The sequence below is a fragment of the Chryseobacterium sp. MYb264 genome, assembly GCF_035974275.1.
GTDB lineage: Bacteria > Bacteroidota > Bacteroidia > Flavobacteriales > Weeksellaceae > Chryseobacterium.
The window spans coordinates 4962731-4989476 of sequence record NZ_CP142422.1 but is presented as its reverse complement, the minus strand read 5'-3'; the positions used below and the strand labels follow the sequence as shown (position 1 = coordinate 4989476).

Sequence of the window (26746 nt, the reverse complement as noted above, 5' to 3'; positions counted from 1 at the left end):
TTTCTATTAGATTTAATTTAAAACTTTTTTAAAACGCAAAGTTCGCAAAGGTTCTATTTAAAATACTTTATGCTTTTAAGTGCGCAAAGGCGTTTCACTTAAGAAAGAACACTAAAGTTTTATTAAATTTTATCAATTTTCAAATATCCCAATCCCATCGGGTTTTCCTGATTTTCCGCATCCGATTTAGTCAATACAATGGAATATTTTTCTTTCATTTCCTGAGGCAAAATATCGCTTACATTAAAAATATCGTCAATATCTACTCCATGCTTATCATCAATATGACTCACCGCTCCTTCAAAGCCCATCGTTTTATAAAAGTCAGTTGCTTTTGCTTTTTTCACAATATCTCCCATCGAATTCCCGACCATCAAATGCTGTTCATGAAACTCTTCAAAAAAACCTTTTTTATAACCTCCAAGATTAATAAAATATAATTGCTCTTCCGATGTTTTTTCCCCTTTCTCCACAATTTTCACTTCATATCCATCCGCAAATTTCACCTCCTGATAACAGTCTAAATGTATTTTTCCGTCTGCCTCTTTCCAGAAATTTTTCATCTCAGGAACCAGATCTTTAAGACTTTCTGCAATTCCGAAAAACACATCGTGTTGCTCAATATTTCTGCCTTTTGGCGTTGCACCAAGGATGATATAGAATAATTTCAACTGATTTTCCATCCTGCAAAAATACGTCAAAATTTATCTTTTTTAAACGTTTGGCAGAATTCTGCAATAGTTTTATATTTGTAGCATGTCAGAAATTATTATTCTCTTCCTGGGAGCAATCTCGGCGGGACTTCTGGGCTCACTTACGGGTCTGGGAGGAGGAGTTATCATCATTCCTTTACTCACGCTGGGTTTCGGCGTTCCTATGCATTATGCGATCGGTGCTTCGCTTATTTCTGTGATCGGAACTTCTTCCGGTGCCGCCGTAGCTTTTGTGAAAGAAGGATTTACCAATATGAGAATCGGCATGTTTTTAGAGATCGCAACCACAGCCGGCGCTATTGTTGGTGCTTTGGTTTCGGGAATTCTAAATCCTAATACCATTGGAATTATTTTCGCAAGTATTCTTCTTTTAACGGTTATTTTAAACCTAAAAGGAAAACCTGATCATCAGGAAACCTTAATTAAAGGAAGTTTAGAGGATAAATTAAAGCTTCACGGAACTTTCCCTGATAAAGGTGTAATTAAAACGTATTCGGCAAGAAATACTGTTCCGGGATTTCTAATGATGATGTTTGCAGGTGCCATGTCTGGTCTTTTGGGGATCGGTTCAGGTGCATTAAAGGTTTTGGCAATGGATAATATGATGAGATTACCGTTTAAAGTGTCAACCACTACAAGTAACTTTATGATCGGAGTAACTGCTGTTGCAAGTGCTTTGATCTATTTCCAGAGAGGTGAAATTATTCCTGTAATTGTAGCTCCGGTTTTAATTGGAGTTGTAGTGGGAAGTTTCATCGGTTCAAAAACATTAATGGCCTCCAAAACAAAAAAACTGAAAACGTTCTTTGCGATTGTGATCACTATTTTGTCAATTTATATGATGTATAACGGTATCAACAAAAGTTTCAGATAATGAAAAAGGACTTCACAGACGTAGATTTGAACCGCTCTGTCGGAAATCTTCTGAGATTGGGCGTAATTTTATCCGTTATTACTTCACTGATTGGTTTTGTAAAATTATTCATGGAAGGCTTTAAAATGCCTAAAAAATATTCAAGCTTGGCTATCGGAACTTCTTCCGAAAAAGTTTGGGGGCATTTTTGGGATTCTCTTTGCAAGGGTGAAGGTTCTGCGATCATCCAGCTGGGAATTCTTTTGCTAATTTTCACGCCTTTGATGAGAATTGTTTTCGCTTTAATTGGGTATTTAAAAGAAAAAGATTACGTTTATGTAATCATTTCCTCTATCGTGTTAGCGATTATGGCGATTAGCTTTTTTACGGGTTACGCACATTAATTTTAATCATCTCTTCAGAAGCGTTGATACAAATTCAATGTCTTATTGTGCTTTTTAAACCACAAAAGTCACAAAATTTTTTAATACTTTAGAATTTTAGCTAAATACTAAGTCGTTGAGAAGAACACAATAGTTTTAAAATTATTTAATTTTTATTTTGTTTTCTTTTGAAGAAATATCCAAAAAACTTCTAAAATTTCTTTTGATTCTTTTGCGGTAAAAAAAACAAATTTACCAAAGGAACAACACAGCATAAATTTATTTTTTTAGCCACGAATGCACGAATTAATACTTAAAATTCGTGCATTCGTGGCATCAAATATCAATTAATTAAGCTTCATAAAACTCCAGCGGTAACTGATCCGGATCTTGGATAAAGAAAAATTCTTTTCCTGTAAATTCATCGATCCGAATATCTTCACAAGCCAACCCTTTACCGATTAATTCCTGACGTTTTTCATTAACATCATCCACGGAAAATGCCAAATGCCTCAATCCACAAGATTCCGGTCTGGAAGGTCTTTGCGGCGGATTGGGAAAGGAAAACAATTCAATCACATAATGCTCTCCAATCGCAAGATCGAGTTTATACGACTGTCTTTCTTCACGATACACTTCACGGATGGCATTTAAGCCTAAAACTTCAGTATAAAATTTCTTGGAAACTTCGTAATCTGAGCCAATAATGGCAATATGATGGATTTTCATTTTAAAACTTTTTAAATTCTTCTTCTAATAATTTTTGTAAACTTTTTACTTTTGATCCTTGCAGTTTTCCTTTCGTCTTGTATCAATTAAATATTGTATTTTCCATTCCCCATTTTGCTTTATTAATTGAAAACTATTCGCACCGCAATGTGAAAGTTTCGCTTTATAATAGAAAGAATACGGTGTAAAAACACTTGCCAGAAGACCATCCACATGAATTGCTTCTATGGAAATTCTTTCATCCAGATCATCTTTGGAAGACTTTGAAATGGATGTAATAAAATCTTCCACTTTATCTGTTTTTACAATTCCATCTTTAGTAATCGTTTGGAAAATAGCATTTTCGGCAAATATGGTTTTTACTAGTTCAGGATTTGCGGTTTTCATTCCTAAAAACAGTTGACGAATAGGCTTTTCGACCTCTTTGTGCAGATCGCTTTGTCCAAAACAGAAAATACTCAAAAATATTGTGACTGCAAGTAATTTATTCATGATCTTGTATTTAACTAAACGAATAAAAATAAGCAAAATAAACGTTATACCATTTTATCTTTGAAATTTCCTTTACATTATTCAACCCCTACGGGGTTATAATATCATTGAATACGTATTCATCGGGTTTCACCCGACGCTACTGATATTTACCCCCTTCAGGGTTTATTGGGGCAAATTCAAAAAGAAAACCGCATTAATCCGAGAACACATTAACAAACTTTAAAAACCGCTTGATTTGAAAAATGATAAAAATGAGTTAAATTTATCCTCTTATTTCAATATATATGTGGACAGCTTACCTGATTCTGATTGTACTATTACTAATTTTAACCATCCTTCCGAAAATTCAAAATTCTCACTGGATATTTCGTGTTCCAGAATTTGGTAAAATACAGATTACCTATTTTATTCTTTTCACGCTTATTCTAGGCTTTATCGTAGGTTCTTCGGATAATATCTGGTATTATCAGGGACTTTTAATTATTCTGTTTATTCATCACGCAGTTACTTTGGTAAAATATACCCCGCTTTATCCTGTAAAAAAGCATACTCAACAATATCAATCTTCAGCAAAACTGAACTTTATTTCTGCTAATGTGTATCAATTCAATAATGAATATAACAGATTTACTCAATTGATAGAAAAATATCAACCTGATATTTTCCTAACCATGGAAAGCAATGGTGATTGGGAAAAAGCCCTTCGTCCGCTTGAGAAAGATTATCCTTATCAGCATAAAGTGACGCTGGAAAATACCTACGGAATGCATTTTTACTCTAAAATTGAGGTTAAAGATTCACAAACTTACTTTTTCGTTGCCGATGATATTCCTAGTATTGAAGCTCATTTACAGACGAAAGACGGCTTCCAATTTGTATTTTTCGGAGTACATCCGCCACCGCCAAGTCCGACGGAAGAAGAAACCTCAAAGGAAAGAGACGGCGATCTGCTAAGTATTGCGAAACGCGTGAGAAAAATTAAAGAACCTGTGATTGTAGTGGGAGATTTTAATAATGTTGCCTGGTCGAAATCCTCGGTTTTGTTCAGAAAAACAAGTCATTTGATCGACCCCAGAATCGGGCATTCTTTTGTTTCTACTTTTCATGCGAAATACCGTTTTCTGAGGTTTCCTATTGATTTGATGTTCCACAGCGAGCATATTTTCATTAAAGATTTAAAAACGCTTGAAAATTTTGGTTCCGATCACCTTCCGGTTTATTGTGAATTTTTCATTGACCATCAAAATGATGAACAGGAAGAACGAATAGATCATGCTACACAGGAGGAAAAAGCGGAGGCTGAGGAAATGATTCGGGAAGGAAAAGAGGAGGATGGAGAACGTGATGCTGTGGTGACGGAAGGTTAAATTTTGACTAAAGTCAATTCCATTATAACGAAAAAAGCGGGCTAAAGCCCGCTCCTATTGATATTTTATCTTAAAATTTCATGATGTCTTTCACTACTCCATTATGTTGAGTATGCTGTAGCAATTCAGCTTCGATGAAAGTTTTAATTTTTTCTTCAGAACCGTCATTAGGGAATAAAAGATGAACGTTTGCTCCCGCATCCAATGTAAAGAATAAAGGTAAATTAGTCTCTTTTCTGAAATCCCAAATTTTATTGATTACTTCCAGCGTTCCTGTTTTCATTAAAATAAAAGCCGGTTCGCTCATCATCATCATAGCGTGTAAAGTAAGTGCTTCATGTTCTACTAAGCGGATAAAACTTTGCATATCTCCGCTTTCCAGAATTTCCTTCATCGGACCAAAATTTTCTCTGGCTTCCAAGAATCTTCTTTCCGCATACGGATTGGTATTCATCAAACCATGTCCCACCGTTGAAGAAACGCTTTTCTGCCCTTCATGAATCAGTAAAACCCAATCATTAAAATCTTTGAAAATATCATGAATTTCTTCATCAGGATATTTTACCGCAAAAAGATCTGAACTTCCTCTCACCTGAGATTCTCCCCAAACGACTAATCCGTTGTACAAACTTCTGCATGCGCTTCCGCTTCCTAATCTTGCGAGAAACGAAGCTTTTCTCAGTGATTCTTCTTCTGAATCTATCCCCGAAAAAACTCCGTCAAGCTTCATCAGACATTTTGCAATTGCTCCAAAACCTGATGCCGAACTCGCTATTCCTGAGCTGTGAGGAAATGTATTTTCAGTTCTGATAATGTATTTTCCTTTTAAAATCCACGGAAGATACTGTTCAATATTTTTGAAATATTTTTCTATTTTTTCGGCAAACTTCAGTTCTTCATTTCCAGCCAAAAAAGTCTGAACAGAAAAAGGCTCATCCGCCAAAAACTCCATTGTGGTATTGGTTTTACAGTTATTTAAAGTATAACTGATGCTCGGGTTCGCCGGAATCTGATTGTCATATTTTCCCCAATATTTGATCAGGGCAATATTCGAAGGACAGCTTTCCGAAACCGTTTGCGTATATATCGAAAATTCTTCTTTTCCTAAAAATTCTTGTGTTGTTGTCATAGTTTAATTTAAAAATGATAAAACTTTATTAAGCTAAATTTTTAGAGGCTGTTTAAATTTTATTGCCAAAAATTTTTATAGCTATTTTGAGATGAATTTTTTGCTTCGTGTTTGCAGATTTAGCGGGCTAAATCAAAAATAGGAAGTGAAAAATACGCTCAAAAGAGCATCAAAATTGAGCAAAGATCAACTTCATTAAGGATAATAAATAAAACGGTAAAATTTTAAACAGGCTCTTAATACATTTTCTCAATAATATCTGAATATTTTTTAAGAACCACATTTCTTTTCACCTTCAAAGTCGGAGTAATTTCTCCGGTATTGATGTCAAATTCTGCAGGCATCAACGTAAATTTCTTCACCTTTTCATAATCTGCCAGATGAGATTGTAATTCTTTTATTTTCTCTTTATAAAGATCGATAATTTCTTTCTTTTGAACAACTTCTTCCCAGTTCGTAAACGGAATATTGTTTCGCTTTAAATGTTCTTTTAAAAACTCAAAGTTAGGAACAATTAACGCAGAAACAAACTGCCTTCCTTCCGCAATTAAAATAATCTGCTGAATAAAGTTATTGTTCGTTAAAAGATTTTCAATTTGTTGCGGAGCGATGTATTTTCCGTTAGAAGTTTTCATCAGATCTTTGATTCTGTCGGTAATAATTAAATTTCCTTTGTCATCAAATTTTCCGGCGTCTCCTGTTTTAAACCAACCATCTTCAGTGAAAACTTTCTGTGTTTCCTCAGGTTTGTTGTAATACCCTTTCATGATCCCGTTTCCTCTCGCCTGGATTTCATCATTTTCTCCAATACGCATTTCTACGCCTGGTAAAGGTTTTCCGCTTGTTCCATGTTCAAAATGAGTTAACGGAAAAAGGGTTAAAGTTGCTGTAGTTTCCGTCAGACCATATCCAACCGTAATATGAATTCCCACCGATTCGAAAAACTGGGTAACTTCAGGGGATAAAGACGCGCCGCCACAAGGTAAAAACCATAATCTACCGCCCATTTTTCCTTTAATTTTACTGAAAACCAGCATATCGGCAATTCCTTCTTTCAGCTTTAAACCCAGCGGAGCCGCCTGTTCATTTCTTCTGAATTCAGCCGTCTGTTTTCCGACTTCCACAGCCCAGTTGAAGATCTTTTTCTTTAATGATGATCCTTCTTCGGCCTTTTCCAAAACGCCTGCATATACTTTTTGGAAAAATCTCGGAACTGCGCACATCATGGTAGGCTTTACTTCCTCTAATGTTTTTGCAATATCCTTCGGATCTTCAAGGAAATACACTCTCGCACCGCCATACATACAAAGTAAACTCCAGCTTCTTTCGAAGACGTGGGTTAACGGTAAAAATGCCAGTGATAATTCTTCTTCGAAATTTTTAAACTTAAAAAATTCAAAATGAGCATCAAATGCTTTGATAAAATTTCCGTGCGTTAACATCACTCCTTTCGGAGTTCCTGTCGTTCCGGAAGTATAAATAAGAGTCGCTACATCATCAAATTCCTTTTTCTGAATTTCAAATTTTGGTGATGATTTCGCGATAAAATCTTCTAGATAAAAACTGCTGAATTCTTTTTTGATCCAGACCGCTTTTTTAGAAATAATGATCGTCTGAAGGCAGCTCCCCTTTTGTAATACTTCGAGAGACGCATCATATTGTGCCTGATTTCCTACTAAAATAAGCTTAGCCTGAGAATCGGTAATAATATATTCTGCCTGTTCTGTATTATTGGTTGAGTAAATAGGAACGGTAATCGCGCCTATGGACATAATTGCCATATCAAAGATCATCCACTCTCCGGAATTATCAGCATAAATAGCCACTTTATCATTTTCCCCAATTCCGGCATTTCTTAATGCATTGGCAGTTTTATAGACCACTTCACTAAATTTTTTCCAGCTCAGCTCCTTCCATCCGCCTTCTTTCTTTTTAAAGCCAATAGCAGCTTTTAAGGGATGTTTTTCTACATTCTTTTGGATAATCGCCTCTGCAAGATTCATTTCTTCAGCTTTTTGTCGTTAATATAATTTTTAAGATGAAAATCTACCGATTCTTCCAACGGAATGAACTGGTAATTTAATCGATCTTTAATTTTTTGATTGGAAACAATATTCAGCGATGAAATTGCTTTTACATTCGTTCTTGTCGCCATTCTCAATACGGGAATCAGCCATCCGAAAAGCCGGTTTGCCCAAACCCCTACATTCAGCTGAAAATCGGAAAGTATTTTCGCTTCTTTTAAGCCTAATGCCTTTCTGATTTGCCTTCCCAGCTCGGCATATCTTTTATTTTCAGCAATGATGATAAAACGTTCTGCAAACCTATTTTTCTCCATCAATTCGACACAGATTTTCGCGACGTCTCTTACATCTGCATAGCTTGTACCGCCCGAGAACGTAAAACTGTTCTTCTCAAAGGTTGGGAAAATATCTCCACTGCTGTTGCCCCAATTTCCGCTTCCGATAATCATTCCCGGATTTACGATGATGGTATTCAAACCTTCAGCAGAAGCTCTCCAAACCTCCATTTCTGAAAGGTGTTTCGAAATGGCATAAGCAGAATGCTCTTCTTTGGGATTAAAATCGGAACTCTCGTCCAGCTCCCCTTTTTCATTAAAAAGATCAAGAACCGCAATCGAACTTACATGAAGGAATTTTTGAACCTCAGAACCTTCACAGGCAAAGAGTAAATTTTCTGTTCCTTTAATATTGGTATGATAGATTTCTTTATCATCTTTAGGATTAAATCCCACTTTTGCAGCACAGTGATAAACCTCATCTACTCCTTTCAGCGCATCCTGAAGGGACTGAATATCATCAAAATCCACATCAATCCACTCAATTTTACTAAAAAATTCATCCGGATTTTCAGTGTAAAACTGATAAGAATGCTTTACATCATCCAAATTACTTGTAGGACGCTTTGAAGCGCGCACTGTTTTCCCTCTTTTCAGAAGTTCCAGAGCGACGACTCTACCCAAAATTCCGGTGGCACCTGTTACAAAAACCATTCATTATTTTTACTTGGTTGTGGACTAAATTATAACAATATTTTCTAATCGGCAATTCCGAAAAATCTGCCGAAATAGGCAACTGCAAATTTGCGATTTTTAAAGGAGATTTTAAGGTGAAATATCGATAAAAGTCGCAAAATTTTAGATTTGATACATATTGGGCTTCAACTTCAACTCTAGCTATAACAAAAAAAACGGACTGAAGTCCGTTTCTATTCGTATCAATTATAATTTCTTTAATTTACATCAAAACCATATTATCTCTTCTCGGTGCTTTGTCACACAAAACATCGGCAATACTTTTGGAAATAAGGTTTCCTTCCGTAAGGTTATCTAGCCAGAAAAACTCTCCGGCAGCATTGATCTCGATGAAATAATATTCATCATCCGGCGAAACGATGATATCCAGCGCGCCATAATCTACATGATAAACATCCAATAATTCCAGAACTTTATCTTCAATATCTTTGGGAAGTTCGGTCTGTACCCATTTATCAATTAAGTTGACCCCATCTTTTCGCCAGTCGATTTTAGCATCTTCAGACTGTTGAGAATCAATTTCAAAGGCGTAAACATCACGACCGACAACGGTTACCCGAAGTTCCTTTTTCTTTTCGATCATCTTTTGAAACTGCATCGGGCAATACAAAAGAGAATCCAGTTCTTCCAGCTTATCTTCTGAAACCACGTTGGTAAACACCACATTTTCAACACCATCTTCATAAATCGCGAAACCGGTCTGCATTTTCGCAACTACATTTTTATGTTTTAATATAAATTGTCTGGCTTCATCTGCATTGTTGGTAAGGCATGATTCAGGAATTTTCAACCCTATTTTCTCAGCAATTTTCAGCTGCTCCTCCTTACTGTCCAGCCTTCTGTAAATACTGGGTTTTCCCAATGAATACGCATCCACAGACTCCAAAAAGCCGAAAAGCGTATTACGGATCTCGCCCATCGCGGCTCCAAAAAACTTAGGTTCCAATTCCTCACGCAGACCTTCCCCAATATTGTAGGCTCTTCTATACCAGATGGCTGCAATGTCATCCAAACGATGTTTTGCTTCAGGGGTTTCAAGCGTTGTGCTCCATTTTCCGTCCTGAAATGAAGTGGTTAATTTATTTTTTAAAGGATATAAATCAACATCGAAACGAATGACTTCACATCCGTTTTTGTCAATATATTCCGTCACTTTTTCAATTGAAAAATTATCTTTTGTATGAGTGATAATTAAAATTTTGTTCATGGATATTTATTCTTTTTATAAGATTGTCTGCTATTCTTTGTGCTATAGGGAAATTTAATTCCTTCTGTAGCATCCCCCATTCTCCCTGCGGATTGACTTCAAGGAAATAATATGTTCCATCTTTTCCTTTAATCATATCAATGGCTCCTAAGTAAAGATTCATTTCCTGCATCATGAATAATAAATTGGACTTAATATGTTGAGGTAAATCATAATCAGACCAAAAATAATTTTCCTGAGCAACTCTCCAATCCACATTTTCGCTGTTATTGATCTTTCCAGTAAAAAATTCACCGTCAACATATACAATCCTCAGTTCATATTCTTTGTCAATATAAGGCTGAAAAATCATGGGACAGTAGGCGATATCAGCAATATATTCCAGATTATCTTCATTAATAACCGTGGTTGAAAGGAAGTTTTCACCGCTCATCGATTTAGTAATCACGCCGTGTAGTTTGGCGACCGCTTTTCCATTGCAATGCTGGTGAAAAAATTCCGTAATTTTCTCTTCATCGTTGGAAAAAAGAGTTTTAGGAATGACTAAATTATTCTTTTTGGCGATTTTAAGCTGAAGCATTTTATTCGTATCAATTCTCTTTTCACTTTCAAAGGAATTGATCCACGGAACATTTTCCAGTGTGGTGATCAGGTTATCACGAAGTGCCACATATTCCTTTGTAAATATCTTTTCATAGTGGTCATCCAGTTCTTCAGGAACCGTGATCCGCCAGGATTTTCTGTGCCACACCGCTTTTACATCCTTTGAGTGAATGGTATTTCCTGATTCATCAGTAAGTTCGAAAGAATCTTCATTCACATTTATTTTATAAAGGTGATTCAGATGATCGGAATTAAGCCTGAAATACGGAATATTTTTGGTCTGAAGATATTCAAAAAAGAGATCTATATTGTAAAAATCCTGCGAATGGGTAATACAAAGGATCATTGATTTATTTTTTTTTATTAAAAAAGGAAACTTAACGTTTTAAGCTTCCTTTCCTTTTTATATAGTTTAAATTACCTGTGGGTCTAAAGATCAATATACTGGATATCGTCATCACCATCTGAAGGGTACTTCTGTGTCTGCGCAAGATCCTTTTCCGGAAGCGTTGCCGTATCATTAAATTTGTTAGTTACACTAGAATCTCTCTCAGGGATGGTAATAATATCGCTACCGCCTTTTACTGTTTCAGGATCTTTTAGTTGCTTTTCCAAAAATTTAGCAAAAAAAGGCTGTTTTTTTACATTCTTATTGTTCATATTATTAGTTTTTAGATATTGTTTTAAAGCTCAATGATTGAAATCTCTCCCGACTCATCGCTGTCAGAGGGATACTTCAGGGTAACGTGATCCTGAACCGGACTGCTAATACCATCCATAACAGGCGCTGTACTGGCATCAATAAGTGGCGCCGTAATGATGGCTGTACTTCCTCCCTGAACATTTTGAGGTTCCTGAATTTGTTTCTCCAAAAAGAAAGCGAAGAAGGGCTTCTTCAGATTTTTCTTTTTCATACTCTTCAGTTCTCAGATTATACGGTTTGAGTGTCGTCATCACCGTCAGAAGGAAACTTCAGAGTCACATGATCGCCTCCGGGACGAGTTACGGTATCCATCACGACAGAAGTAACAGAATCTTTTAAAGGGTTTGTCGTAACAGGACTATCTTCAAGTGCTGCTGTAAGAATCGGAGACGAACCTCCCTGTATCGTTTCCGGATCTTTGATCTGCTTTTCAAGGAAGGATGCAAAAAAAGGTTTTTTAGAATTTTTCTTTTCCATGGTATTAATATTTAGTGATTTAGTGCTTCTAAAGTATTAAAAAAAAATCACACAGAGAAGAATAATATATATTTTAATAAAATTTTAACAAATTTAAATTAAAACCGGCATAACATTAACCCAAATTCAAAAATTCCTTTACAATTATAGCAAAATCCACAGGATTTTCTGCCTGAACCCAGTGTCCTGCATTTTTTACAGTTACTATTTTTGCTTTCGGGAACTGCTGCTTAATGGAAAATTCATCCTGAGGAAGGATATAGTTCGACTTTTCTCCGGCAATAAACAAAGTCTCTCCATCAAAAACACCAAATTGCACAGCATTAGAGACAAATTCCGTATATTTTTCAGCTAATGTTTTGAGATTGAATCTCCAGTTTAGCTTTTTATCATCATCCCAGTACAGATTCTTTGTTAAAAACTGGATGGTGGATTTTTCAGGAATATAGTGTGTGAGCATGGCTTCGACTTCATTTCTTGAATTTACCGTATTAAAGTCAACACTTTGCAATGCCTTAATAATGCCCTGATGATGTGGAGGATACGCCTTTGGAGAAATATCAACAACAATTAGTTTATCAACCATTTGAGGATATTTTATCGCGAATTGCATCACTGCTTTTCCGCCGAGGGAATGTCCTAGAATATGCGCCTTTTCAATTCCGTAATGGTTCATATAGCGCATGATATCATCAGCCAGATCATTATGAGACATATCTTCGGAATGAAAACTTCTTCCGTGATTTCTAAGGTCTATCAGATGAACGGATAAAAACTCTCCCAGATCTTTCCCAAAGCCTCCCCAGTTATCCAGCATTCCGAATAATCCATGAAATACCAAAAGAGGTGTAGACGAAATTGTTTCGCCAAATATTTTTGAATGTAAAATTTCCATTTTCTTAGATATTTAGATATTAGATTTCAGATATTTAGATATTAGATTTCAGATATTAGATGACAAACTGACCATTATATTTTTAGTCTTTTATCTGAAATCTATTATCTATCGTCTGTAAATTTACCATTTTGCCAATCTCTTCAGATAAGCCTGAACTGTATTTTCTAATCCCATGTATAATGCTTCAGAAACCAGCGCATGACCGATAGAAACTTCCAGCAAATTCGGGATATTGTCCGCAAAATATTTTAAATTATCTAAACTAAGATCGTGTCCTGCATTAATTCCCAATCCAAATCCAGAAGCGATAACGGCAGTATCATAATAAGGTTTGATTGCCTGTTCTTTATTAGTTAAATAGTTCTTTGCGTACGCTTCAGTATATAATTCAATTCTGTCGGCACCTGTTTTTGCAGCATACTCCACCAATTGAGGATTAGGATCAAGGAAAATTGAAGTTCTTATTCCTGCATTTTTAAATTCTGCAATAATCTCACTAAGAAAATCCAGTTGTTTTTGGGTATCCCATCCCGCGTTCGATGTAATCGCATCGTCAGCATCAGGAACCAGAGTCACCTGTTCCGGTTTTACCTCCAAAACCATATCTATAAATGACCTGTGGGGATTCCCTTCAATATTAAATTCTGTGGTAACCAGCGGCTTCAGATCATAAACATCTTTTCTTGTAATATGTCTTTCATCAGGTCTCGGGTGAATGGTAATCCCCTGTCCTCCGAACTCCTGAATTTTAATTGCAGCTTCTGTCACGCTGGGTGTTTCACCTCCTCTTGCATTTCTAATGGTTGCAATTTTATTAATGTTTACGCTTAATTTTGTCATACTACAAAAATAAAAAAACCCAATTTAAAAATTGGGCTTTTCGTATAAACATTTTTAACTTCCTTGAAGGACGATTCTCACGACGGTAAGAACAATATTAACTCCTAAACCGATCAAAGCCAAATTACAGGCCGATTTCGCCGCCACCGGCTCTTTATCTTTTTTAATAAAGTAAATAATTGCACCCGCCAAAGGAATACAAAATGATAAAATCTTCAGTCCAACATGTAAATCTTCATTCTGCTGGTTTGAATTCTTTTGGTAATCTTGATTAAAATCGTTCATAGTTTGTTTTTAAGATAATAATATTTCGATGAATTTGTATGTATGATAAGTAATTCGTTCACTTAATCCGCTCATTCCAATTCCGGCCAAAACACCGGTAACACAACGCAGAAAATTGTTACTTTCTCTATTGAGGTAAGCCTGGGTGAGACCGTCCACAAGGGTAGGCAGAATAAGAAGCAGACTCACAAAAAATCCAATCTGATGAAACCACAACATAGGAATCATAAAAAGAAAGCCTATGTAGATCCCTGTGCATCTTGCACATACCGGAAATTGCTTCTTTTTATAGAAAAAAGATCTAGATGGCATTCTGTGGCAATCTACCCATTGTATTTTTGTCATGTCACGAAAATACAAAAATAAATATTCCAACAACGCTTTTTACATTAATTTAATCAATAAACATATGCAAATTAACTAATTACATTCTTAAAATAATAAAATTAAAAGATCTACAGATTATTTTGGCAGACCGATCTGCATGATCTGAAGATCGAATTCCTTAGAAGCCACCATTAAATGATCAAAAATATCAGCCTGAATCTGTTCAAAATGTTCCCATTTAGAATCATTTGCAAAACAGTAAATTTCCATAGGTAAACCCTGTGTGGTAATATCGAGCTGGCGAACCATTCTGGTAGCGTCCTGATTGACATCCGGATCATTTTCAATATATTTCTGAGCATAATATCTGAAAACCCCGACATTGGTCAATTGATTTCCATTGATTATTTTGTCTTTATGTTTAATATTTTCCTTCTCTTTTTTTAGCTCTGCAGTTTTTCCTTCGAGATAATCCGAGATCAGATTGATTTGCTTAAGCCGTTCAATATCTTCATCGTTTAAAAATTTAAAAGAGGTAATATTAAAGTAAATAGATTTCTTTATTCTTCGGGTATTAGATTCAGACATGATCTGCATATTTTTAATCTCCGTCGTTAAAAGATCATAGGTAGGGATGGTAGAAACTGTTTTGTCAAAATTGGTGATTTTGGTTGTTAAAAGATTTATTTCAGTGATATTTCCCTCAATGGCATACTTTGGGATGCTTACCCAATCCCCCACTTTAAGATTTTTAGAGGTGGCCACGTGTATCCCTGTTACAAACCCTAAAATCGTATCTCTAAAAACCAGAACCAATACCGCGGTAATTGCCCCCAGACTTCCTACAATGGTACTTCCTTTTATTCCAAAGACCACACAGATTCCCACCACGGAAAAAATAAAGATCCCCAGAATCTTCACCGTTTCAGAGATGGCATTCAGCGCCATGATTTTGTAAAAATCCTGTTTGATTGTAAAAAAATACCTAAAGGCCGTGAGCGCTCGATACAACATACCTGCAATAATCATTACCAAAGCCAGATTAATACATCGACTGATGAATATAGTTGTGGCAGGCAATGCGCCGTAAAAAATAGATTCGTGAATCCCCCCAATAAAAATAAGCGCCCCGATATGCGCCAGGGAATTGGAAATTTTAGACTGATAGATAGACTGTATTACCGGAAACTTTTCCTGATTTCGGAAAAACCGGAATACAAAATTGATAATAAATTTATATACAAAATCCAGTATCAAAAAAATGGCACCAAGCAAAAGCAGCTTTATCATAATATGAAAAATCCAGTCAAATCCGGTAGGCGATATTTTGCTGATATAGCTATAAAGGGGTTCGGTAAGTTCCTGTAAAAAACTTTTGGTTTCTTTTATCTGGTCATTCATTACAGCAAATTTAAAAATTTAGGTCCGATTTTAAAAACAATTGGCTTTATACCATTTTATCTCCGAAATTTCCTTTACATTATTCACCCCCTGTGGGGCTGTAACATCATTGAATACGTATTCATCAGGTTTCATCCAACGCTACTGATATTTAGTTTATGAAGGTAAATCAAAAAAGAAAACAGTATTACTTTAATTTTCAGCTTCCTTTAAAGACTTCAAAAAAATATTTTCATACCATCTTACCGGATTGCTTAGTCTTACTGCATCAATTATCATCCCAAAAAATATTTACCTTAAACAAAATTCTTCTTTATTTTGTATTTTGCGGTATAAATTTTCAGCATGGATACCACCTTAATTAATATACTCTGCCTTGTTCTTCTGTTTATAGGAATGCTGGGTACTTTTTTGCCCGTTTTACCGGGACTTCTGCTAAGCATTTGTGGTTTATTACTATATAAATTCGGTACTGATGCAAGCCTCCCCATGCTGTATGTCTGGGTTTTCGGAATACTCACGGTGGCTTCCGTGGTGTTAAGCTATGTGATCCCTGCAAAAACCAACAGAAAATACGGAGGAACGCGCTGGGGAAGTATAGGGTCTTTCGTGGGAACGATCATAGGCTTATTTCTGCCTATTCCTTTAGGTTTTTTAGTCGGGATGTTTGCGGGCGTTTTTATAGGAGAATTATTGCATGACCACAAAGACCTGCACAAGGCGTGGAAATCCACAAAGGGAGCATTTGTAGGGTTTATTTACGGAACGGGTTTCAGTTTTATTGTAGGCGTGGCAATGTTTTTGGTAGTATTGTTGAATATGCTTAATATTTTAAACTAAAGTTATGTTATATAAAACCATTATATTCAGTTTAGGACTTTTAACACTAGTGAACTGCAATGCTCAGAAAGAGCCTGCAACCGCAACAAAATCTTCAGTTTCAGAAACTAAAGAAAAAAAGGTAAAGCCGATGAATCTTACCGGGGAAACCCTCTTTTTTAAAGAAGGGGAAAATAAATTTCTAAAAGACTACCAAATGAATGTCACCTTTACAGGAATCTCAGAGGACAGCCGCTGCCCTGCAGATGTCAATTGTATCTGGGCAGGTGCTGCAGTAGCAGATGTGCAGGTTATGGGCACTACAACAAGGCCGGTCAATCTTCATCTTGCCACAACAGATAACGCCGGAAGAAATTATTTTAAATCAGCAGAATTTAATGGATATACTATTACCTTAACGGAACTTACCCCCTATCCTGATTCAAAAGATGGCGTAAAAGCGTTGAACGGAAATTATAAAATAGGAATTACCATCAAAAAAACCGGACAAAAGCCTACCATGAGATAGGCTTCTTTCCTTTTGAGATTAAATATTCGTTGATTTTTGAAAAAGGTTTGCTTCCGTAAAACCCTCTATAGACAGAAAATGGTGAAGGATGCGCCGATTTTAAAATAAAATGCTTAGTAGGATCGATGAATTCTGCTTTTTTTTGTGCAAAAGCTCCCCAAAGAACAAAAACTACATTTTCTTTTTTATCTGAAATTTCTTTAATGATAAAATTGGTAAATGTTTCCCAGCCGAGATCTTTATGAGAATTGGGTGTATGTGCGCGAACGGTTAACGTCGCATTTAGCAGTAAAACGCCCTGTTTCCCCCAATCGTCTAATTCTTTTGAAGTTCTTTCAACGCCAACATCATCTTTCAATTCTGTAAAAATATTTTTTAAGGATGGCGGTGCAGCAACCTGCTCGGAAACAGAAAAACACAAACCATTCGCCTGATAATCGTTATGATAAGGATCTTGCCCGATAATTACCACTTCAATATCATCAAAAGGTGTAATTTCCAGTGCTCTAAAAATTTGATTTTTCGGTGGAAAAACTTTTGTGGTCGCGTATTCTTGTTTCACTTTTTCCCAAAGGTTGGTAAAATAGGGAGTGCTTTTTATGGGGGCTAAAATTTCTGTCCAGGTCATTTTTTTAATTTGAAATTTGAGAATGATTTAATTTGAGAATTCAATTTTAACGCCAGACTGTCATTCTGAATGAAGCACAGTGGAGAATCTCTATTAAACAACAAATTTAAGGAATAAAAAATTAGATTTCTCCTTTGTATAAATAATAAACATAACGTTATTTCTTCAAGCTAAAAACCAAATTATCAGGAAAACCTTCATCCTCTCTTCCCTCTTCCAACACAAAATCATGTTTTAAAAGAAGACCTTTTGAGTTTTCGTTAAACTTATTGGTCATCGCAACAATTTCCTGCAAATGTAAATGATTAAAACCAAAATCTAAAACAGCTTTTAAAGCTTCAGACATAATGCCTTTTCTGTGATAATCAGGTAATAATTCGTAACCGACTTCCGCTTGTTTTCGATCTTCAGAGAAATTCCACAAACAAATTGTTCCGATCAAATTCGGTTGATCCTTTAAAGAAATTCCCCAATAACACGTTTGGTTATTTTGGGTTCTCTCTTTAATGGTCAAAATAAATTGAAGCGCATCGTAATTATTTTTCGGAGAATTTCTTCGAACAAATTGATTAACGACTTCATTGCTTCGAATACGTAAAATATCTTCAACGTAGCTTTCGTTGATTCCTTTTAATTCTAATCTTTCGGTTTCAAGTTTCATGCTCAAATATAAAAAATCCTGATCAATAGATATTTTCAAATCATCAAATTCACTCATTTACAAATTAACATTCACATTTTCTCACTAAATTTGCACTGTGTATATAAATAAAGAAGATTTAAACGAATTAGAGTTTCCGCAATTGCTCGCGGAAATTTCTCCTTTTGCGTATTCTCCGAAAACGAGAGAAAAAATTCTTCAACTTCGTCCGATGGAAATTGACGAGGCAGAACTTTCATTGAAAAAAACGTCCGAATATTTGTCGAGTTTTGAAAGTTCAAATGCGATTCCGTTTGATGAATATGAAGATATTGAAAGTGAGCTTAAGCTAATGCTGATCGAGAATTACCGTCTTGAGAACAACGCTTTCATCAGAATCAAAACCATCACGGAGCAAATCGGGAAACTGCAGAAGTTTTTCCCCACCATGCCTGAAACTTTTCCTACCTTAATTCAGGATGTTTCTGTGTTGGAATTCAAAAAAGAGATTATTGATAAAGTTGATAAAGTTTTTAACCGATTTGGTGAAGTAAAAAGTGAAGCTTCTCCTATTTTAAAAGGATTAAGGACAGAAATTCAACACGCTAAAAAAGCAATTACTGAAAATTTCAACCGCGCTTTGTTCAATTATGGGCAAAGTGATTTTTTGGATGATATTCGCGAAACGATTATTGACGATCAAAGAGTGTTGGCGGTAAAATCTGCCTATAAGAAAAGAGTCGCAGGGCGAGTTTTAGGACTTTCAAAAACAGGTTCAATCACTTACATGCAACCGGATTCTGTAGTAAAACATTACTTCAAATTAAAAGAAAGCGAAGAAGAAGAGAAAAAGGAAATTGATAAAGTTCTGAGAAAATTAACCGCAGAATTGGCTGAATTTCAACCTCAGCTTTGGAGATATCAGAAGTATATTTTCGATCTCGATTTAACGAGAGCTAAAGCAAAATTTGCTGAGCTGATTAACGGAGTTTTACCGAAAATCAATCGTCACAGAACGTTAAGATTAAGAGAAGCTTTCCATCCTTTATTATTTTTAAGAAATAAAGCGGAAAACAAAACGATTTTCTCTCAAACCCTGACTTTAACCGATCAAAACAGAATTATCTGTATTTCCGGACCGAATGCGGGAGGAAAATCAATCACGCTGAAAACCGTTGGATTGCTTCAATTGATGATCCAAAGTGGAATTTTGGTTCCGACGCACCCGAAATCCGAAATGTTTTTCTTTGATAAAATCATGACGGATATTGGTGATAATCAATCTATTGAAAATCACCTTTCGACCTATTCATCAAGATTGAAGAAAATGGGCGGAATCATTCGTGAAGCTGATGCAGAAACGTTGTTACTCATCGATGAATTTGGAACAGGTTCCGATCCGGAATTGGGTGGTGCTTTGGCAGAAAGTTTCCTTGAATTTTTCTATGATAAGAAAAGTTTTGCCATCATTACAACGCATTACACCAACATCAAATTGGTTATAGAACAGCTTCCCCACGCAGAAAATGCAGCAATGTTATTTAACGAAGAAACGCTGGAGCCGATGTACAAACTGGAAGTGGGACAAGCCGGAAGTTCATTTACTTTTGAAGTTGCGGAAAAGAATAAAATTCCGAGATTTATTATTCATTCTGCGAAGAAAAAAGTGGAGCATGATATTGTGAATCTGGATAAAACGATCGTAAAACTTCAACAGGAAAAATACGAAGTTGAAAAACTAAAAACTGATCTTGCCGAAAGAAAAGAATCCGTTGAAGACAAGCGTGATAATCTGCAAAAACTGAATGAGCAGCTTCAACAAAAGCTATTCAATTTCCAGAAACTGTATGAAGAAGAACACCGTAAACTTCAGTTCGGAACGAAGATCGAATCGTTTATCGACAGCTATGTGAAAGGCAAATCGAGGAAAGATGTGGTGAAAGATTTCGTAAAAATTCTGGAACAGGAAAAGTTCAGAAAAATCGGAGCTGATAAAGATGAAAGCAAGCGACTTCAGGTGGTCAAAAGAAAAATTACGCAACAGCTGAAGAAAGAAGAAGTGATTGAAAAAATCACGGAGACCAACGAAAAGCTTGAAGAAAAACGTAAAACCGACCGCGCTCTTTGGATGAAAGTGGGACAACGTGTAAGAATTTCAGGAAGTACAAGTGTCGGAACGATTGAGAAAATTTCCAGAAATAAGGTGATCGTGAATTATGGCACGTTCAAGACAACGATTGATGCAGATGAGCTGGAAAGAATTTAATTTTTAATAATGACGGTAGAAACACGAATCGTTTTCAAGGATTTTTTGATGTTTAATTTAAAAAATTCATTAATACGAATCATTGTATTTCCTATAATCGCATTGATTTTTTTTGGAATCAATTACTACAATGCAGATAATGACAATCGGGAATTTCTGGAGTCATCATCCGTCTGGTTGCTGATATTTTTTGTATTTATCATTATCAGAACGTATTTCAGCGTAAGGAAAATTTTTTATTCAAACCAAATGATTCAGGAAAATATTTCTTATACGTTTACAAATGAAAACATTCAATCTAAAGGAGAAACCTTCGATTCAGAATTTGCCTGGAATACGGTTTATAAAGTGAAAGAAAAGAAAGACTGGTTTTTGATCTACCAAACGGCTCAGATCATGAATATCGTTCCGAAAAAGTTTTTCACGAAAGATCAGATTTTAGAATTCCGAAATATTGTGAAAAATAATAAAGTACGGTCAAAATTAAGAAACGATTAATTTAAAAATAAAAAGAGAGTGTTTATGGTTTATGGACACTCTCTTTTGTTTTATTTACTTTTTGATGAATTTTAATTGAACTGACTGATCTTTATCTTTTACATGAAGAAAATAATTTCCTCTTGTCATATTGTGCAGATTAATTTTATTATTAGAGACCGTTCCTTCATCTACTTTTTGTCCCAAAACATTATAAATTTCAAAATTTGCATTGGCGATAATTCCTGATACATGAAGAATTTCCGAGGCTGGATTGGGATAAATCGTCACTTCATTTTTCTTGCTGACTTCATTTGTAGATAAGAAACTGCTTGAGAATGTAATTCCGTAATCTTCCACTTCACCTTCTGCGAAAGTTCCGCATCCGTTGCTGATAATTTCCGGTGAAACAATAACCCTCATGACCGTTCCGCACACCGCATTGTTAGTCCCCGTAAATGCAAGCGCCGGAATGCTAAATGAACTCGTTACAATGGGCGATGTTCCGGAATTCGTATTCATTACCATTTCTGAATTATCAAAAATTCCATTAGCATTAAAATCGATCCAGGCCTGTACTCTAAAAGGAGTTGGTGTACCATTCCATGTTCTGCTAACGGCCAGTGTATTCCCGGTAGTTCCTATATTAGCACTGATGTGACGCGCCGGATCCGGACGGTAGTCTGTATACAGTGAAGCTCCGGAATTGCTTATCATAGCCGGAAAACCTGTTGCACTGAAGGTAATATTAGAAATATGCACCACATTATTATTTGTGGAATTACTTGCGCAGTAATTTAGTGAGGTTGTGAAAATAATAGGTTCAGACCAGGTTCCTACCACAGAACAAATTTTGGCAACCTGCACTTCGTATGCTGTACAAGGTGTTAATCCTACCATACTAAAAGCGGATTGACCTGACAGACTGGTAACAACCGACCAAGTTGTTGATCCTACTAATCTAAATCTTACGGCATTATCTGGAGTGTTAGGATCTGCAGTCCATGTTACAGTGCCTGAAGTGAGTGTGATATTGGATACCTGAACATTGAGCGGAACATTGGTGTCACGGAAAAAAGCCGATCTTGGTTCTTCCGTAATTTTAACTTTACTTTGGAAAAAAGAAATTCCTGATAAAAAAAGGAATATATAGAATAGATTTTTCGTCATATTTTTCATGGTTTTAAAATTAATTTAAAAATAAAGCAAAAAATTCAAATATTTATTACATTTTCACCATATTAATTTATATTTCATAAATTTATCTGTATTTTACATTTAATCATGATTAAAAATCTCCAAATTCTTAGCATTTTTTATTTAAAACTTATTATTCCTTCTTTTTTATTTTCAGGATTTATTTGTGCAATAACTACCTTTACTATTGAAAATTTTGGATTATGCTTTTTCATTCTATTACCTACGCTTCATTATTTAATTTATGAATTAAGAAAAAAAGATGAATATTATTTTTTTGCTAATTTCGGGTTTTCAAAACGGTTTCTTTGGACTTTAACCTTATCTACAGCTTTTTTCATTAATATTTTCACCAAATTGTTATGAGTAAACTTTATGTTGATAGTGTAACTAAGTCATTTGGCGAAAAAAAAATCCTAAGTGATATATATTTGGAATGTGAAAGCGGAAAAACGATAGCACTATTAGGAAGAAACGGAACCGGAAAATCTACCCTTCTGAAGATTATTTTCGGAATTGAACAGGGAGACAACCAATTTATAAAAGTAAATACTAAGATTCTCGCCAATCAGTTCGACAGAAAAGGAAAGATTGCCTATTTACCACAACACCCTTTTCTACCAAAAAATATAAAGATTAAAAACTTAATAAAACTTTTCTGTACTGAAGAGGATAGACATTTTTTGTATAAGTCTGGTCTTATAACACCCTTTCTGAATGAAACAGTTGCTCATCTTTCAGGTGGAGAAACCAGATTAATTGAAGTTTTACTGATTCTTTATGCTGATGCCGAATTTATCTTACTGGATGAACCATTTAATGCACTTTCGCCAAAAATTATCTACGAAATTCAAAAACGAATTACGCAAAGATCCCAACATAAAGGAATTATTATTTCAGATCACCATTTTAAAGAAGTTCTTAGCATTTCGGATGAAGTATACGTGATTTCAAATACGTATCTTAAAAAAATTAAAGATTTAAAGGAATTGCAACAGATGAATTATCTTCCGAAAAGTATTTAATTTATATATTTGAACATTCAAAAAAAATTCATGATGATTTCCGTAAACAAGGCACTTTATTTATCTGTTTTCAGTTTATTTTCTTTAGCTTTTGTAAAAGGTCAGACGAAAGTACCTTTTGGCGTGGTAAAAGCTCAGGAAGGTTATGCGATGGTACGCGTTCATAAAGATGATTATAGAAAAATCATTGATAAGATCCGTATGAAAACAGGAGATGTTTTTGTTTATGTAAAACCTGCGCCTGGAGAAACGGAATGGATCTGGATTAAATATCCTGAAAAACAAGACTCTGAAAAGCCTTTCGTAAGATATGACAGCCTGAATAAAGAAGGAATGGTGAATAAAGAGCGTGTGGCTTTTATCGATCAGCTTCCAAAATTTACGCCTTCAAAATCTAAAAACGGGAGATCATTAATTTTTACAGATAATACCAATCCTAAAATCCTGACTAACCAAAGAACAAAGGTTATTATTGATGTTTATCCTTCGTATGCTCATCTTAAAAGACAGGAAAAAGATGCCAGCGGGAAAATTCTGACGGTTGATAAAGTAAAACCTTGGGGAATTGGCAACGAAATTCCTGAAGGGATGATGGAGATAAAATCAATTCGTGTGCAACAGCCGGGAAGAGGTTCTGTATTTGTGAGAGAAGCGATTAAAAATCTCTTCCAGCCTTCTATGGATTTTGAAAACATCGGAGTAACAGCGCTTGATGACGATCATATTTTCCTTTACATGATCAATGGTTCCGGTGAAAATCGTTATACCACGCTCTGGAGCATCAATAAAGGAAGAGCCATCAACCAAATAATTTATAATAATCCGGAATAAATCTTATTTTCTACTGTTTTTATCCTTATTTTTGCACCCGGAAAAGCAGATTGCTTTTTCAGAAATAGGTTCTGCTTAGCTGCAGATGAAAAGGGAATCGTGTGAAAATCACGAACTGTCGCGCAACTGTAAGTAACTGAAGTCTTTATCAAAAGTCCACTGTTTCGCTGCGAGGCGAGATGGGAAGGAGATAAATGATGTTACGAGTCAGGAGACCTGCCTTTTTCTTAAACAAAAAACTTTCGCGATTTGAAGTTTTATTGATCTGATGGATGTTTCAGGAATTCTCATGTTCCTGTCATTATTCTGTTGTTTGATATTATTTCATTTTGCCTTAATTTAATAATGAAATATGACTACAGAAGAAAGAATTGAAACATCCGAAACCAGAATTTTCAAAGCGGTTTTTCCTAATACGACCAATCATTACGATACTCTTTTCGGAGGTACAGCGATGCAGCTGATGGATGAAGTGGCTTTTATTACGGCGACCCGATTTGCAAGAAAACGTGTAGTAACAGTGAGCAGTGATAAAATAGATTTTAAAAAGCCTATTCCTGCGGGAACCATTGTGGAGCTGGTAGGAAAAGTTTCTCATGTAGGAAAAACAAGTATGAAAGTCAACGTTGAGATCTATACAGAACAAATGTATTCTTATGAAAAGGAAAAAGCCATTGTGGGAGATTTTACTTTTGTAGCGATCGATGAATTCAAAAAACCAATTCAAATTCTATAAAGAAGAAATGTTTGGACTGCTTTTAGCGGTCTGAGCTCAATATTTTCAAAAATGTTTTTTTAAAGCAATTTCGGCGGGTCTTTGCCCGCCGATTTTTTTATTTTTTTCTGCCACGAATTCACAAATGATAGAGAATATTTTCTTTTATTAAAAATTGAAATATAATCATCTATGCAATCCTTGGAGAAATAAGATATATTCTGTTAAAAAACTTACCTCAACACCTTTTCAGTTTCCAAGCTCAAATTCAATAATGTTTGGAAAGCCTCTCCCATTTCATCTGAAGCTCTGCTGATTGCATTCTCCAGCATATTTCTGATTTGTTTTTCGGTAACACCAGCTTCAGTCCAACTTTTTCCGGAAGTATGAGAATTAAGGATAAAAGGCATAATCCGGTCGATAGCGCAGGCAAAAATAGCATCCGGAGTTTTTTCTTCTTCAAATTCAAGCCAAAGATTGAAAAACTCAGTTCTTAAAGGTTCATCTAAAATTCCGAATATATTTTGGGCAGATACCTTTTCTCTTTCAAATTTGCCCACCATTCCGGCTTCATCAAAAAGAAAAGTATCTCCGGCTTCAATTTCTACCAAATCATGAATAGACAACATCCTGATCACTCTCAAAAGATCAATATCTGCCCTGTTCTTGGCATAAGGGAAAAGAATCTGAGCCAGAATAATAATCTGCCATGAATGTTCCGCGGTGTTTTCCCTTCTGGAATCATCTGCATTGTAATTTCTTCTCTGTACATTTTTTAAGGCATCTACCGCCAGAATAAAATCTATTTCCTTCTGTATCTTCATTCTATATTATTTATAATATTCTTCAATGGGATAATTTTTAACCGTTTTTATCCATTTATGATTAATAAGTTCTTTTTTGGTTACTTTTACTTTTTCGCCACCGCTTGCATCTTCTTCCACTTCAAATACTCTCAGTAATCCCTTCCCCGGAACTACCGCATATTCTGCGGTATAATGAAATGCGGCACCGGATTTTCCGTAAACAATCAAACGCTTTCTTTCAGGATCAACCTCAAAAAATCCGAGATAATTACTCGCAAGCTCTGTAAGTTCTTTGCTCGGAACAAACTTCTTTTGAGTCATATTATACACATAGACATCATAAGAAGGTGCACCGTAATTTCCTAAACTGCCATTTCGTATCGCAACATCTTCTGTACCGTCAAAATTAAAATCGTCGATAATAACAGGACTTTCCATTAATGCATCAAAGGTAACAGTTGATAACTGCCCCTTCACGGGAGCCGGCTGATCTTTTATATAGAAAGTAAAATTACCTGAAGTAAAGTTCTGCACTTTCTTTGTTGCATTATTGATCAGTTCAATAGTTGCTTCTCCGCGGCATTCATCACCAGAGCAGTCTTCCATGCTGATCTTTGCCTGATAATTGGGCGAGATATTTTTTAATTCTATTTTATATTGAGCAAAAACCGAAGTTCCGGCCAGCAACAGGGGTAATAAAAATTTAAAATAAGTCATTTCAGGTATTTTTTACATTATTTTACCGAAAAATCTCCGGCGTTTTCAAGACAAAAGTACAAAAAAATACAGTTTTTAAAGCCATTTTTCATTTAATATAAACCTTCAGTAATTTTCAATTAAAATTTATTGCATTGATTTACAATTAATTAAACATTTTATTTTTAAAATAACACTACTTTGTATTGCATAATACCATTTTAATTACATATCTTTGTAATGTAAAATCGAAATAGGTTCAACTAGCTAGGAATGTAAATCGGTTTTTAGTATATAACTAATTAACAAAACTTATTAAAGATGAATACTGAAAATACCAAAGCGCAAATGCGAAAAGGGATTCTGGAATTCTGTATTTTAAGTCTTATCAATCATCGTGAAATGTATGTTTCCGACCTTATAGATGAACTGAAAAAAGGAAAACTGGATGTAGTGGAAGGAACCCTCTACCCTCTTTTAACAAGATTAAAAAACGGAGAATTTTTATCTTACAGATGGGAAGAATCTACCGGAGGGCCCCCAAGAAAATATTATCAGATCACTGAAAAAGGTAAACTGTTTTTGACTGAACTTCAGAATACCTGGGCCGAGCTGACCGATTCAGTAAACCAAATCACTCAAAAAAATTAAA

General features: G+C 35.3%; 32 protein-coding genes and 1 riboswitch. Of the genes, 11 read left to right on the top strand and 21 right to left on the bottom strand.

The genetic code is table 11. The features are described 5' to 3' along the window. Positions 1-122: 122 nt before the first annotated feature. Positions 123-671 carry a DUF1543 domain-containing protein gene (locus VUJ46_RS21900; RefSeq protein WP_326985118.1) on the bottom strand — a complete coding sequence of 183 codons (549 nt, stop codon included), beginning with the start codon at positions 669-671 and terminating at the stop codon, positions 123-125. An 85-nt stretch (positions 672-756) separates the two neighbouring features. Here VUJ46_RS21900 and VUJ46_RS21895 point away from each other — a divergent pair, with 85 nt between their 5' ends. After that, on the top strand, positions 757-1587 hold the full coding sequence (locus tag VUJ46_RS21895) for a sulfite exporter TauE/SafE family protein (RefSeq protein ID WP_326982776.1): 831 nt from the start codon (positions 757-759) through the stop codon (positions 1585-1587). After that, positions 1587-1970: a DUF1634 domain-containing protein gene (locus tag VUJ46_RS21890; protein WP_326982775.1), complete on the top strand. Its 384-nt coding sequence runs from the start codon at positions 1587-1589 to the stop codon at positions 1968-1970. The genes VUJ46_RS21895 and VUJ46_RS21890 overlap by 1 nt, the downstream gene beginning before the upstream one ends. A 330-nt stretch (positions 1971-2300) precedes the next feature. Here the strand turns inward: VUJ46_RS21890 and gloA2 are convergent, their stop codons facing one another. Continuing rightward, complete coding sequence (gene gloA2, locus VUJ46_RS21885) at positions 2301-2678, bottom strand: SMU1112c/YaeR family gloxylase I-like metalloprotein (RefSeq protein WP_326982774.1); 378 nt, start codon at positions 2676-2678, stop codon at positions 2301-2303. A 45-nt stretch (positions 2679-2723) separates the two neighbouring features. Continuing rightward, positions 2724-3170: a nuclear transport factor 2 family protein gene (locus VUJ46_RS21880; protein WP_326982773.1), complete on the bottom strand. Its 447-nt coding sequence runs from the start codon at positions 3168-3170 to the stop codon at positions 2724-2726. 287 nt (positions 3171-3457) lie between these two features. On the opposite strand from VUJ46_RS21880, the gene VUJ46_RS21875 reads away from it, so the two are divergent. Next, on the top strand, positions 3458-4540 hold the full coding sequence (locus VUJ46_RS21875) for an endonuclease/exonuclease/phosphatase family protein (RefSeq protein WP_326982772.1): 1083 nt from the start codon (positions 3458-3460) through the stop codon (positions 4538-4540). A 70-nt stretch (positions 4541-4610) separates the two neighbouring features. Here VUJ46_RS21875 and VUJ46_RS21870 read toward each other — a convergent pair whose 3' ends face one another. The 13 genes from VUJ46_RS21870 to VUJ46_RS21810 form a co-directional block, all read right to left on the bottom strand. Further along, the gene (locus VUJ46_RS21870; RefSeq protein WP_326982771.1) at positions 4611-5669 is read right to left on the bottom strand and encodes a diphosphomevalonate/mevalonate 3,5-bisphosphate decarboxylase family protein; all 1059 of its coding nucleotides are present in this window, start codon (positions 5667-5669) and stop codon (positions 4611-4613) included. Positions 5670-5905: 236 nt separating this feature from the next. Next, on the bottom strand, positions 5906-7672 hold the full coding sequence (locus VUJ46_RS21865) for an AMP-dependent synthetase/ligase (RefSeq protein ID WP_326982770.1): 1767 nt from the start codon (positions 7670-7672) through the stop codon (positions 5906-5908). Beyond that, positions 7669-8682 carry an NAD-dependent epimerase/dehydratase family protein gene (locus tag VUJ46_RS21860; protein ID WP_326982769.1) on the bottom strand — a complete coding sequence of 338 codons (1014 nt, stop codon included), beginning with the start codon at positions 8680-8682 and terminating at the stop codon, positions 7669-7671. Before VUJ46_RS21860 ends, VUJ46_RS21865 begins: the two co-directional genes overlap by 4 nt. 244 nt (positions 8683-8926) lie before the next feature. Continuing rightward, positions 8927-9931, bottom strand: a complete 1005-nt coding sequence (locus VUJ46_RS21855) for an MvdD family ATP-grasp ribosomal peptide maturase (protein ID WP_326982768.1) — start codon at positions 9929-9931, stop codon at positions 8927-8929. Further along, positions 9894-10880 carry an MvdC/MvdD family ATP grasp protein gene (locus VUJ46_RS21850; RefSeq protein WP_326982767.1) on the bottom strand — a complete coding sequence of 329 codons (987 nt, stop codon included), beginning with the start codon at positions 10878-10880 and terminating at the stop codon, positions 9894-9896. The genes VUJ46_RS21855 and VUJ46_RS21850 overlap by 38 nt, the downstream gene beginning before the upstream one ends. 83 nt (positions 10881-10963) lie before the next feature. Next, entirely contained in the window at positions 10964-11194 is a 231-nt protein-coding gene (locus tag VUJ46_RS21845) for a microviridin/marinostatin family tricyclic proteinase inhibitor (protein WP_326982766.1), read from the bottom strand. Between the two features lie 23 nt (positions 11195-11217). After that, positions 11218-11448 carry a microviridin/marinostatin family tricyclic proteinase inhibitor gene (locus VUJ46_RS21840; protein WP_326982765.1) on the bottom strand — a complete coding sequence of 77 codons (231 nt, stop codon included), beginning with the start codon at positions 11446-11448 and terminating at the stop codon, positions 11218-11220. A gap of 17 nt (positions 11449-11465) precedes the next feature. After that, positions 11466-11714, bottom strand: a complete 249-nt coding sequence (locus tag VUJ46_RS21835; RefSeq protein WP_326982764.1) for a microviridin/marinostatin family tricyclic proteinase inhibitor — start codon at positions 11712-11714, stop codon at positions 11466-11468. A gap of 115 nt (positions 11715-11829) precedes the next feature. Further along, positions 11830-12609 carry an alpha/beta fold hydrolase gene (locus VUJ46_RS21830; RefSeq protein ID WP_326982763.1) on the bottom strand — a complete coding sequence of 260 codons (780 nt, stop codon included), beginning with the start codon at positions 12607-12609 and terminating at the stop codon, positions 11830-11832. Between the two features lie 123 nt (positions 12610-12732). Beyond that, positions 12733-13452 (bottom strand): pyridoxine 5'-phosphate synthase, encoded by a 720-nt coding sequence (locus VUJ46_RS21825; RefSeq protein WP_326982762.1) that lies wholly within the window; start codon positions 13450-13452, stop codon positions 12733-12735. Positions 13453-13506: 54 nt separating this feature from the next. Next, entirely contained in the window at positions 13507-13737 is a 231-nt protein-coding gene (locus VUJ46_RS21820) for a hypothetical protein (protein ID WP_326982761.1), read from the bottom strand. Positions 13738-13746: 9 nt separating this feature from the next. Beyond that, the gene (locus VUJ46_RS21815; protein ID WP_326982760.1) at positions 13747-14082 is read right to left on the bottom strand and encodes a DUF2085 domain-containing protein; all 336 of its coding nucleotides are present in this window, start codon (positions 14080-14082) and stop codon (positions 13747-13749) included. A 117-nt stretch (positions 14083-14199) separates the two neighbouring features. Continuing rightward, positions 14200-15465 (bottom strand): mechanosensitive ion channel family protein, encoded by a 1266-nt coding sequence (locus VUJ46_RS21810; RefSeq protein WP_326982759.1) that lies wholly within the window; start codon positions 15463-15465, stop codon positions 14200-14202. Between the two features lie 345 nt (positions 15466-15810). Between VUJ46_RS21810 and VUJ46_RS21805 the strand changes: the two genes are divergently transcribed. Both VUJ46_RS21805 and VUJ46_RS21800 read left to right on the top strand, forming a co-directional pair. After that, positions 15811-16305, top strand: coding sequence for a DUF456 domain-containing protein (locus VUJ46_RS21805; protein ID WP_326982758.1), 495 nt, complete (start codon positions 15811-15813; stop codon positions 16303-16305). Between the two features lie 4 nt (positions 16306-16309). Beyond that, positions 16310-16813, top strand: coding sequence for a hypothetical protein (locus VUJ46_RS21800; RefSeq protein WP_326982757.1), 504 nt, complete (start codon positions 16310-16312; stop codon positions 16811-16813). Here VUJ46_RS21800 and VUJ46_RS21795 read toward each other — a convergent pair. Both VUJ46_RS21795 and VUJ46_RS21790 read right to left on the bottom strand, forming a co-directional pair. Then, positions 16800-17441, bottom strand: a complete 642-nt coding sequence (locus VUJ46_RS21795; RefSeq protein WP_326982756.1) for a uracil-DNA glycosylase — start codon at positions 17439-17441, stop codon at positions 16800-16802. The two genes, VUJ46_RS21800 and VUJ46_RS21795, sit on opposite strands and share 14 nt — an antisense overlap. Before the next feature lie 157 nt (positions 17442-17598). Beyond that, positions 17599-18159, bottom strand: coding sequence for a GNAT family N-acetyltransferase (locus VUJ46_RS21790; protein ID WP_326982755.1), 561 nt, complete (start codon positions 18157-18159; stop codon positions 17599-17601). Between the two features lie 40 nt (positions 18160-18199). Between VUJ46_RS21790 and VUJ46_RS21785 the strand changes: the two genes are divergently transcribed. Both VUJ46_RS21785 and VUJ46_RS21780 read left to right on the top strand, forming a co-directional pair. Next, the gene (locus VUJ46_RS21785; RefSeq protein ID WP_326982754.1) at positions 18200-20347 is read left to right on the top strand and encodes an endonuclease MutS2; all 2148 of its coding nucleotides are present in this window, start codon (positions 18200-18202) and stop codon (positions 20345-20347) included. A 9-nt stretch (positions 20348-20356) separates the two neighbouring features. Next, complete coding sequence (locus VUJ46_RS21780) at positions 20357-20845, top strand: YcxB family protein (protein WP_326982753.1); 489 nt, start codon at positions 20357-20359, stop codon at positions 20843-20845. A 54-nt stretch (positions 20846-20899) separates the two neighbouring features. Here VUJ46_RS21780 and VUJ46_RS21775 read toward each other — a convergent pair whose 3' ends face one another. Next, entirely contained in the window at positions 20900-21994 is a 1095-nt protein-coding gene (locus VUJ46_RS21775; RefSeq protein ID WP_326982752.1) for a GEVED domain-containing protein, read from the bottom strand. A gap of 389 nt (positions 21995-22383) precedes the next feature. On the opposite strand from VUJ46_RS21775, the gene VUJ46_RS21770 reads away from it, so the two are divergent. The 3 genes from VUJ46_RS21770 (at position 22384) to VUJ46_RS21760 (ending at position 24613) form a co-directional block, all read left to right on the top strand. Beyond that, positions 22384-23046, top strand: coding sequence for an ATP-binding cassette domain-containing protein (locus tag VUJ46_RS21770; RefSeq protein ID WP_326982751.1), 663 nt, complete (start codon positions 22384-22386; stop codon positions 23044-23046). A 30-nt stretch (positions 23047-23076) separates the two neighbouring features. Continuing rightward, on the top strand, positions 23077-23877 hold the full coding sequence (locus tag VUJ46_RS21765; RefSeq protein ID WP_326982750.1) for a hypothetical protein: 801 nt from the start codon (positions 23077-23079) through the stop codon (positions 23875-23877). A 49-nt stretch (positions 23878-23926) separates the two neighbouring features. Next, positions 23927-24115, top strand: a riboswitch (cobalamin riboswitch). A 114-nt stretch (positions 24116-24229) separates the two neighbouring features. Then, a complete protein-coding gene (locus VUJ46_RS21760) occupies positions 24230-24613 on the top strand; it encodes an acyl-CoA thioesterase (RefSeq protein ID WP_326982749.1) in 384 nt (127 codons plus the stop codon). 212 nt (positions 24614-24825) lie between these two features. Here the strand turns inward: VUJ46_RS21760 and VUJ46_RS21755 are convergent, their stop codons facing one another. Together VUJ46_RS21755 and VUJ46_RS21750 are read right to left on the bottom strand one after the other, a co-directional pair. Beyond that, complete coding sequence (locus VUJ46_RS21755; RefSeq protein ID WP_267405211.1) at positions 24826-25416, bottom strand: HD domain-containing protein; 591 nt, start codon at positions 25414-25416, stop codon at positions 24826-24828. A 6-nt stretch (positions 25417-25422) separates the two neighbouring features. Then, entirely contained in the window at positions 25423-26115 is a 693-nt protein-coding gene (locus VUJ46_RS21750; protein WP_326982748.1) for an XAC2610-related protein, read from the bottom strand. Positions 26116-26415: 300 nt separating this feature from the next. Between VUJ46_RS21750 and VUJ46_RS21745 the strand changes: the two genes are divergently transcribed. Continuing rightward, the gene (locus VUJ46_RS21745; protein ID WP_326982747.1) at positions 26416-26745 is read left to right on the top strand and encodes a PadR family transcriptional regulator; all 330 of its coding nucleotides are present in this window, start codon (positions 26416-26418) and stop codon (positions 26743-26745) included. Position 26746: the final 1 nt, after the last annotated feature.

What these genes read in the sequence shown, in the direction of transcription:
- VUJ46_RS21795 (WP_326982756.1), bottom strand. Translation starts at nt 17,441, where the DNA reads ATGACCTGGACAGAAATTTTAGCCCCCATAAAAAGCACTCCCTATTTT.
- VUJ46_RS21850 (WP_326982767.1), bottom strand. Translation starts at nt 10,880, where the DNA reads ATGATCCTTTGTATTACCCATTCGCAGGATTTTTACAATATAGATCTC.
- VUJ46_RS21755 (WP_267405211.1), bottom strand. Translation starts at nt 25,416, where the DNA reads ATGAAGATACAGAAGGAAATAGATTTTATTCTGGCGGTAGATGCCTTA.
- VUJ46_RS21820 (WP_326982761.1), bottom strand. Translation starts at nt 13,737, where the DNA reads ATGAACGATTTTAATCAAGATTACCAAAAGAATTCAAACCAGCAGAAT.
- VUJ46_RS21855 (WP_326982768.1), bottom strand. Translation starts at nt 9,931, where the DNA reads ATGAACAAAATTTTAATTATCACTCATACAAAAGATAATTTTTCAATT.
- VUJ46_RS21775 (WP_326982752.1), bottom strand. Translation starts at nt 21,994, where the DNA reads ATGACGAAAAATCTATTCTATATATTCCTTTTTTTATCAGGAATTTCT.
- VUJ46_RS21845 (WP_326982766.1), bottom strand. Translation starts at nt 11,194, where the DNA reads ATGAACAATAAGAATGTAAAAAAACAGCCTTTTTTTGCTAAATTTTTG.
- VUJ46_RS21815 (WP_326982760.1), bottom strand. Translation starts at nt 14,082, where the DNA reads ATGACAAAAATACAATGGGTAGATTGCCACAGAATGCCATCTAGATCT.
- VUJ46_RS21800 (WP_326982757.1), top strand. Translation starts at nt 16,310, where the DNA reads ATGTTATATAAAACCATTATATTCAGTTTAGGACTTTTAACACTAGTG.
- VUJ46_RS21875 (WP_326982772.1), top strand. Translation starts at nt 3,458, where the DNA reads ATGTGGACAGCTTACCTGATTCTGATTGTACTATTACTAATTTTAACC.
- VUJ46_RS21890 (WP_326982775.1), top strand. Translation starts at nt 1,587, where the DNA reads ATGAAAAAGGACTTCACAGACGTAGATTTGAACCGCTCTGTCGGAAAT.
- VUJ46_RS21765 (WP_326982750.1), top strand. Translation starts at nt 23,077, where the DNA reads ATGATGATTTCCGTAAACAAGGCACTTTATTTATCTGTTTTCAGTTTA.
- VUJ46_RS21780 (WP_326982753.1), top strand. Translation starts at nt 20,357, where the DNA reads ATGACGGTAGAAACACGAATCGTTTTCAAGGATTTTTTGATGTTTAAT.
- VUJ46_RS21745 (WP_326982747.1), top strand. Translation starts at nt 26,416, where the DNA reads ATGAATACTGAAAATACCAAAGCGCAAATGCGAAAAGGGATTCTGGAA.
- VUJ46_RS21880 (WP_326982773.1), bottom strand. Translation starts at nt 3,170, where the DNA reads ATGAATAAATTACTTGCAGTCACAATATTTTTGAGTATTTTCTGTTTT.
- VUJ46_RS21760 (WP_326982749.1), top strand. Translation starts at nt 24,230, where the DNA reads ATGACTACAGAAGAAAGAATTGAAACATCCGAAACCAGAATTTTCAAA.
- VUJ46_RS21830 (WP_326982763.1), bottom strand. Translation starts at nt 12,609, where the DNA reads ATGGAAATTTTACATTCAAAAATATTTGGCGAAACAATTTCGTCTACA.
- VUJ46_RS21865 (WP_326982770.1), bottom strand. Translation starts at nt 7,672, where the DNA reads ATGAATCTTGCAGAGGCGATTATCCAAAAGAATGTAGAAAAACATCCC.
- VUJ46_RS21825 (WP_326982762.1), bottom strand. Translation starts at nt 13,452, where the DNA reads ATGACAAAATTAAGCGTAAACATTAATAAAATTGCAACCATTAGAAAT.
- VUJ46_RS21805 (WP_326982758.1), top strand. Translation starts at nt 15,811, where the DNA reads ATGGATACCACCTTAATTAATATACTCTGCCTTGTTCTTCTGTTTATA.
- VUJ46_RS21750 (WP_326982748.1), bottom strand. Translation starts at nt 26,115, where the DNA reads ATGACTTATTTTAAATTTTTATTACCCCTGTTGCTGGCCGGAACTTCG.
- VUJ46_RS21895 (WP_326982776.1), top strand. Translation starts at nt 757, where the DNA reads ATGTCAGAAATTATTATTCTCTTCCTGGGAGCAATCTCGGCGGGACTT.
- VUJ46_RS21860 (WP_326982769.1), bottom strand. Translation starts at nt 8,682, where the DNA reads ATGGTTTTTGTAACAGGTGCCACCGGAATTTTGGGTAGAGTCGTCGCT.
- VUJ46_RS21835 (WP_326982764.1), bottom strand. Translation starts at nt 11,714, where the DNA reads ATGGAAAAGAAAAATTCTAAAAAACCTTTTTTTGCATCCTTCCTTGAA.
- VUJ46_RS21770 (WP_326982751.1), top strand. Translation starts at nt 22,384, where the DNA reads ATGAGTAAACTTTATGTTGATAGTGTAACTAAGTCATTTGGCGAAAAA.
- VUJ46_RS21790 (WP_326982755.1), bottom strand. Translation starts at nt 18,159, where the DNA reads ATGAGTGAATTTGATGATTTGAAAATATCTATTGATCAGGATTTTTTA.
- gloA2 (WP_326982774.1), bottom strand. Translation starts at nt 2,678, where the DNA reads ATGAAAATCCATCATATTGCCATTATTGGCTCAGATTACGAAGTTTCC.
- VUJ46_RS21840 (WP_326982765.1), bottom strand. Translation starts at nt 11,448, where the DNA reads ATGAAAAAGAAAAATCTGAAGAAGCCCTTCTTCGCTTTCTTTTTGGAG.
- VUJ46_RS21810 (WP_326982759.1), bottom strand. Translation starts at nt 15,465, where the DNA reads ATGAATGACCAGATAAAAGAAACCAAAAGTTTTTTACAGGAACTTACC.
- VUJ46_RS21870 (WP_326982771.1), bottom strand. Translation starts at nt 5,669, where the DNA reads ATGACAACAACACAAGAATTTTTAGGAAAAGAAGAATTTTCGATATAT.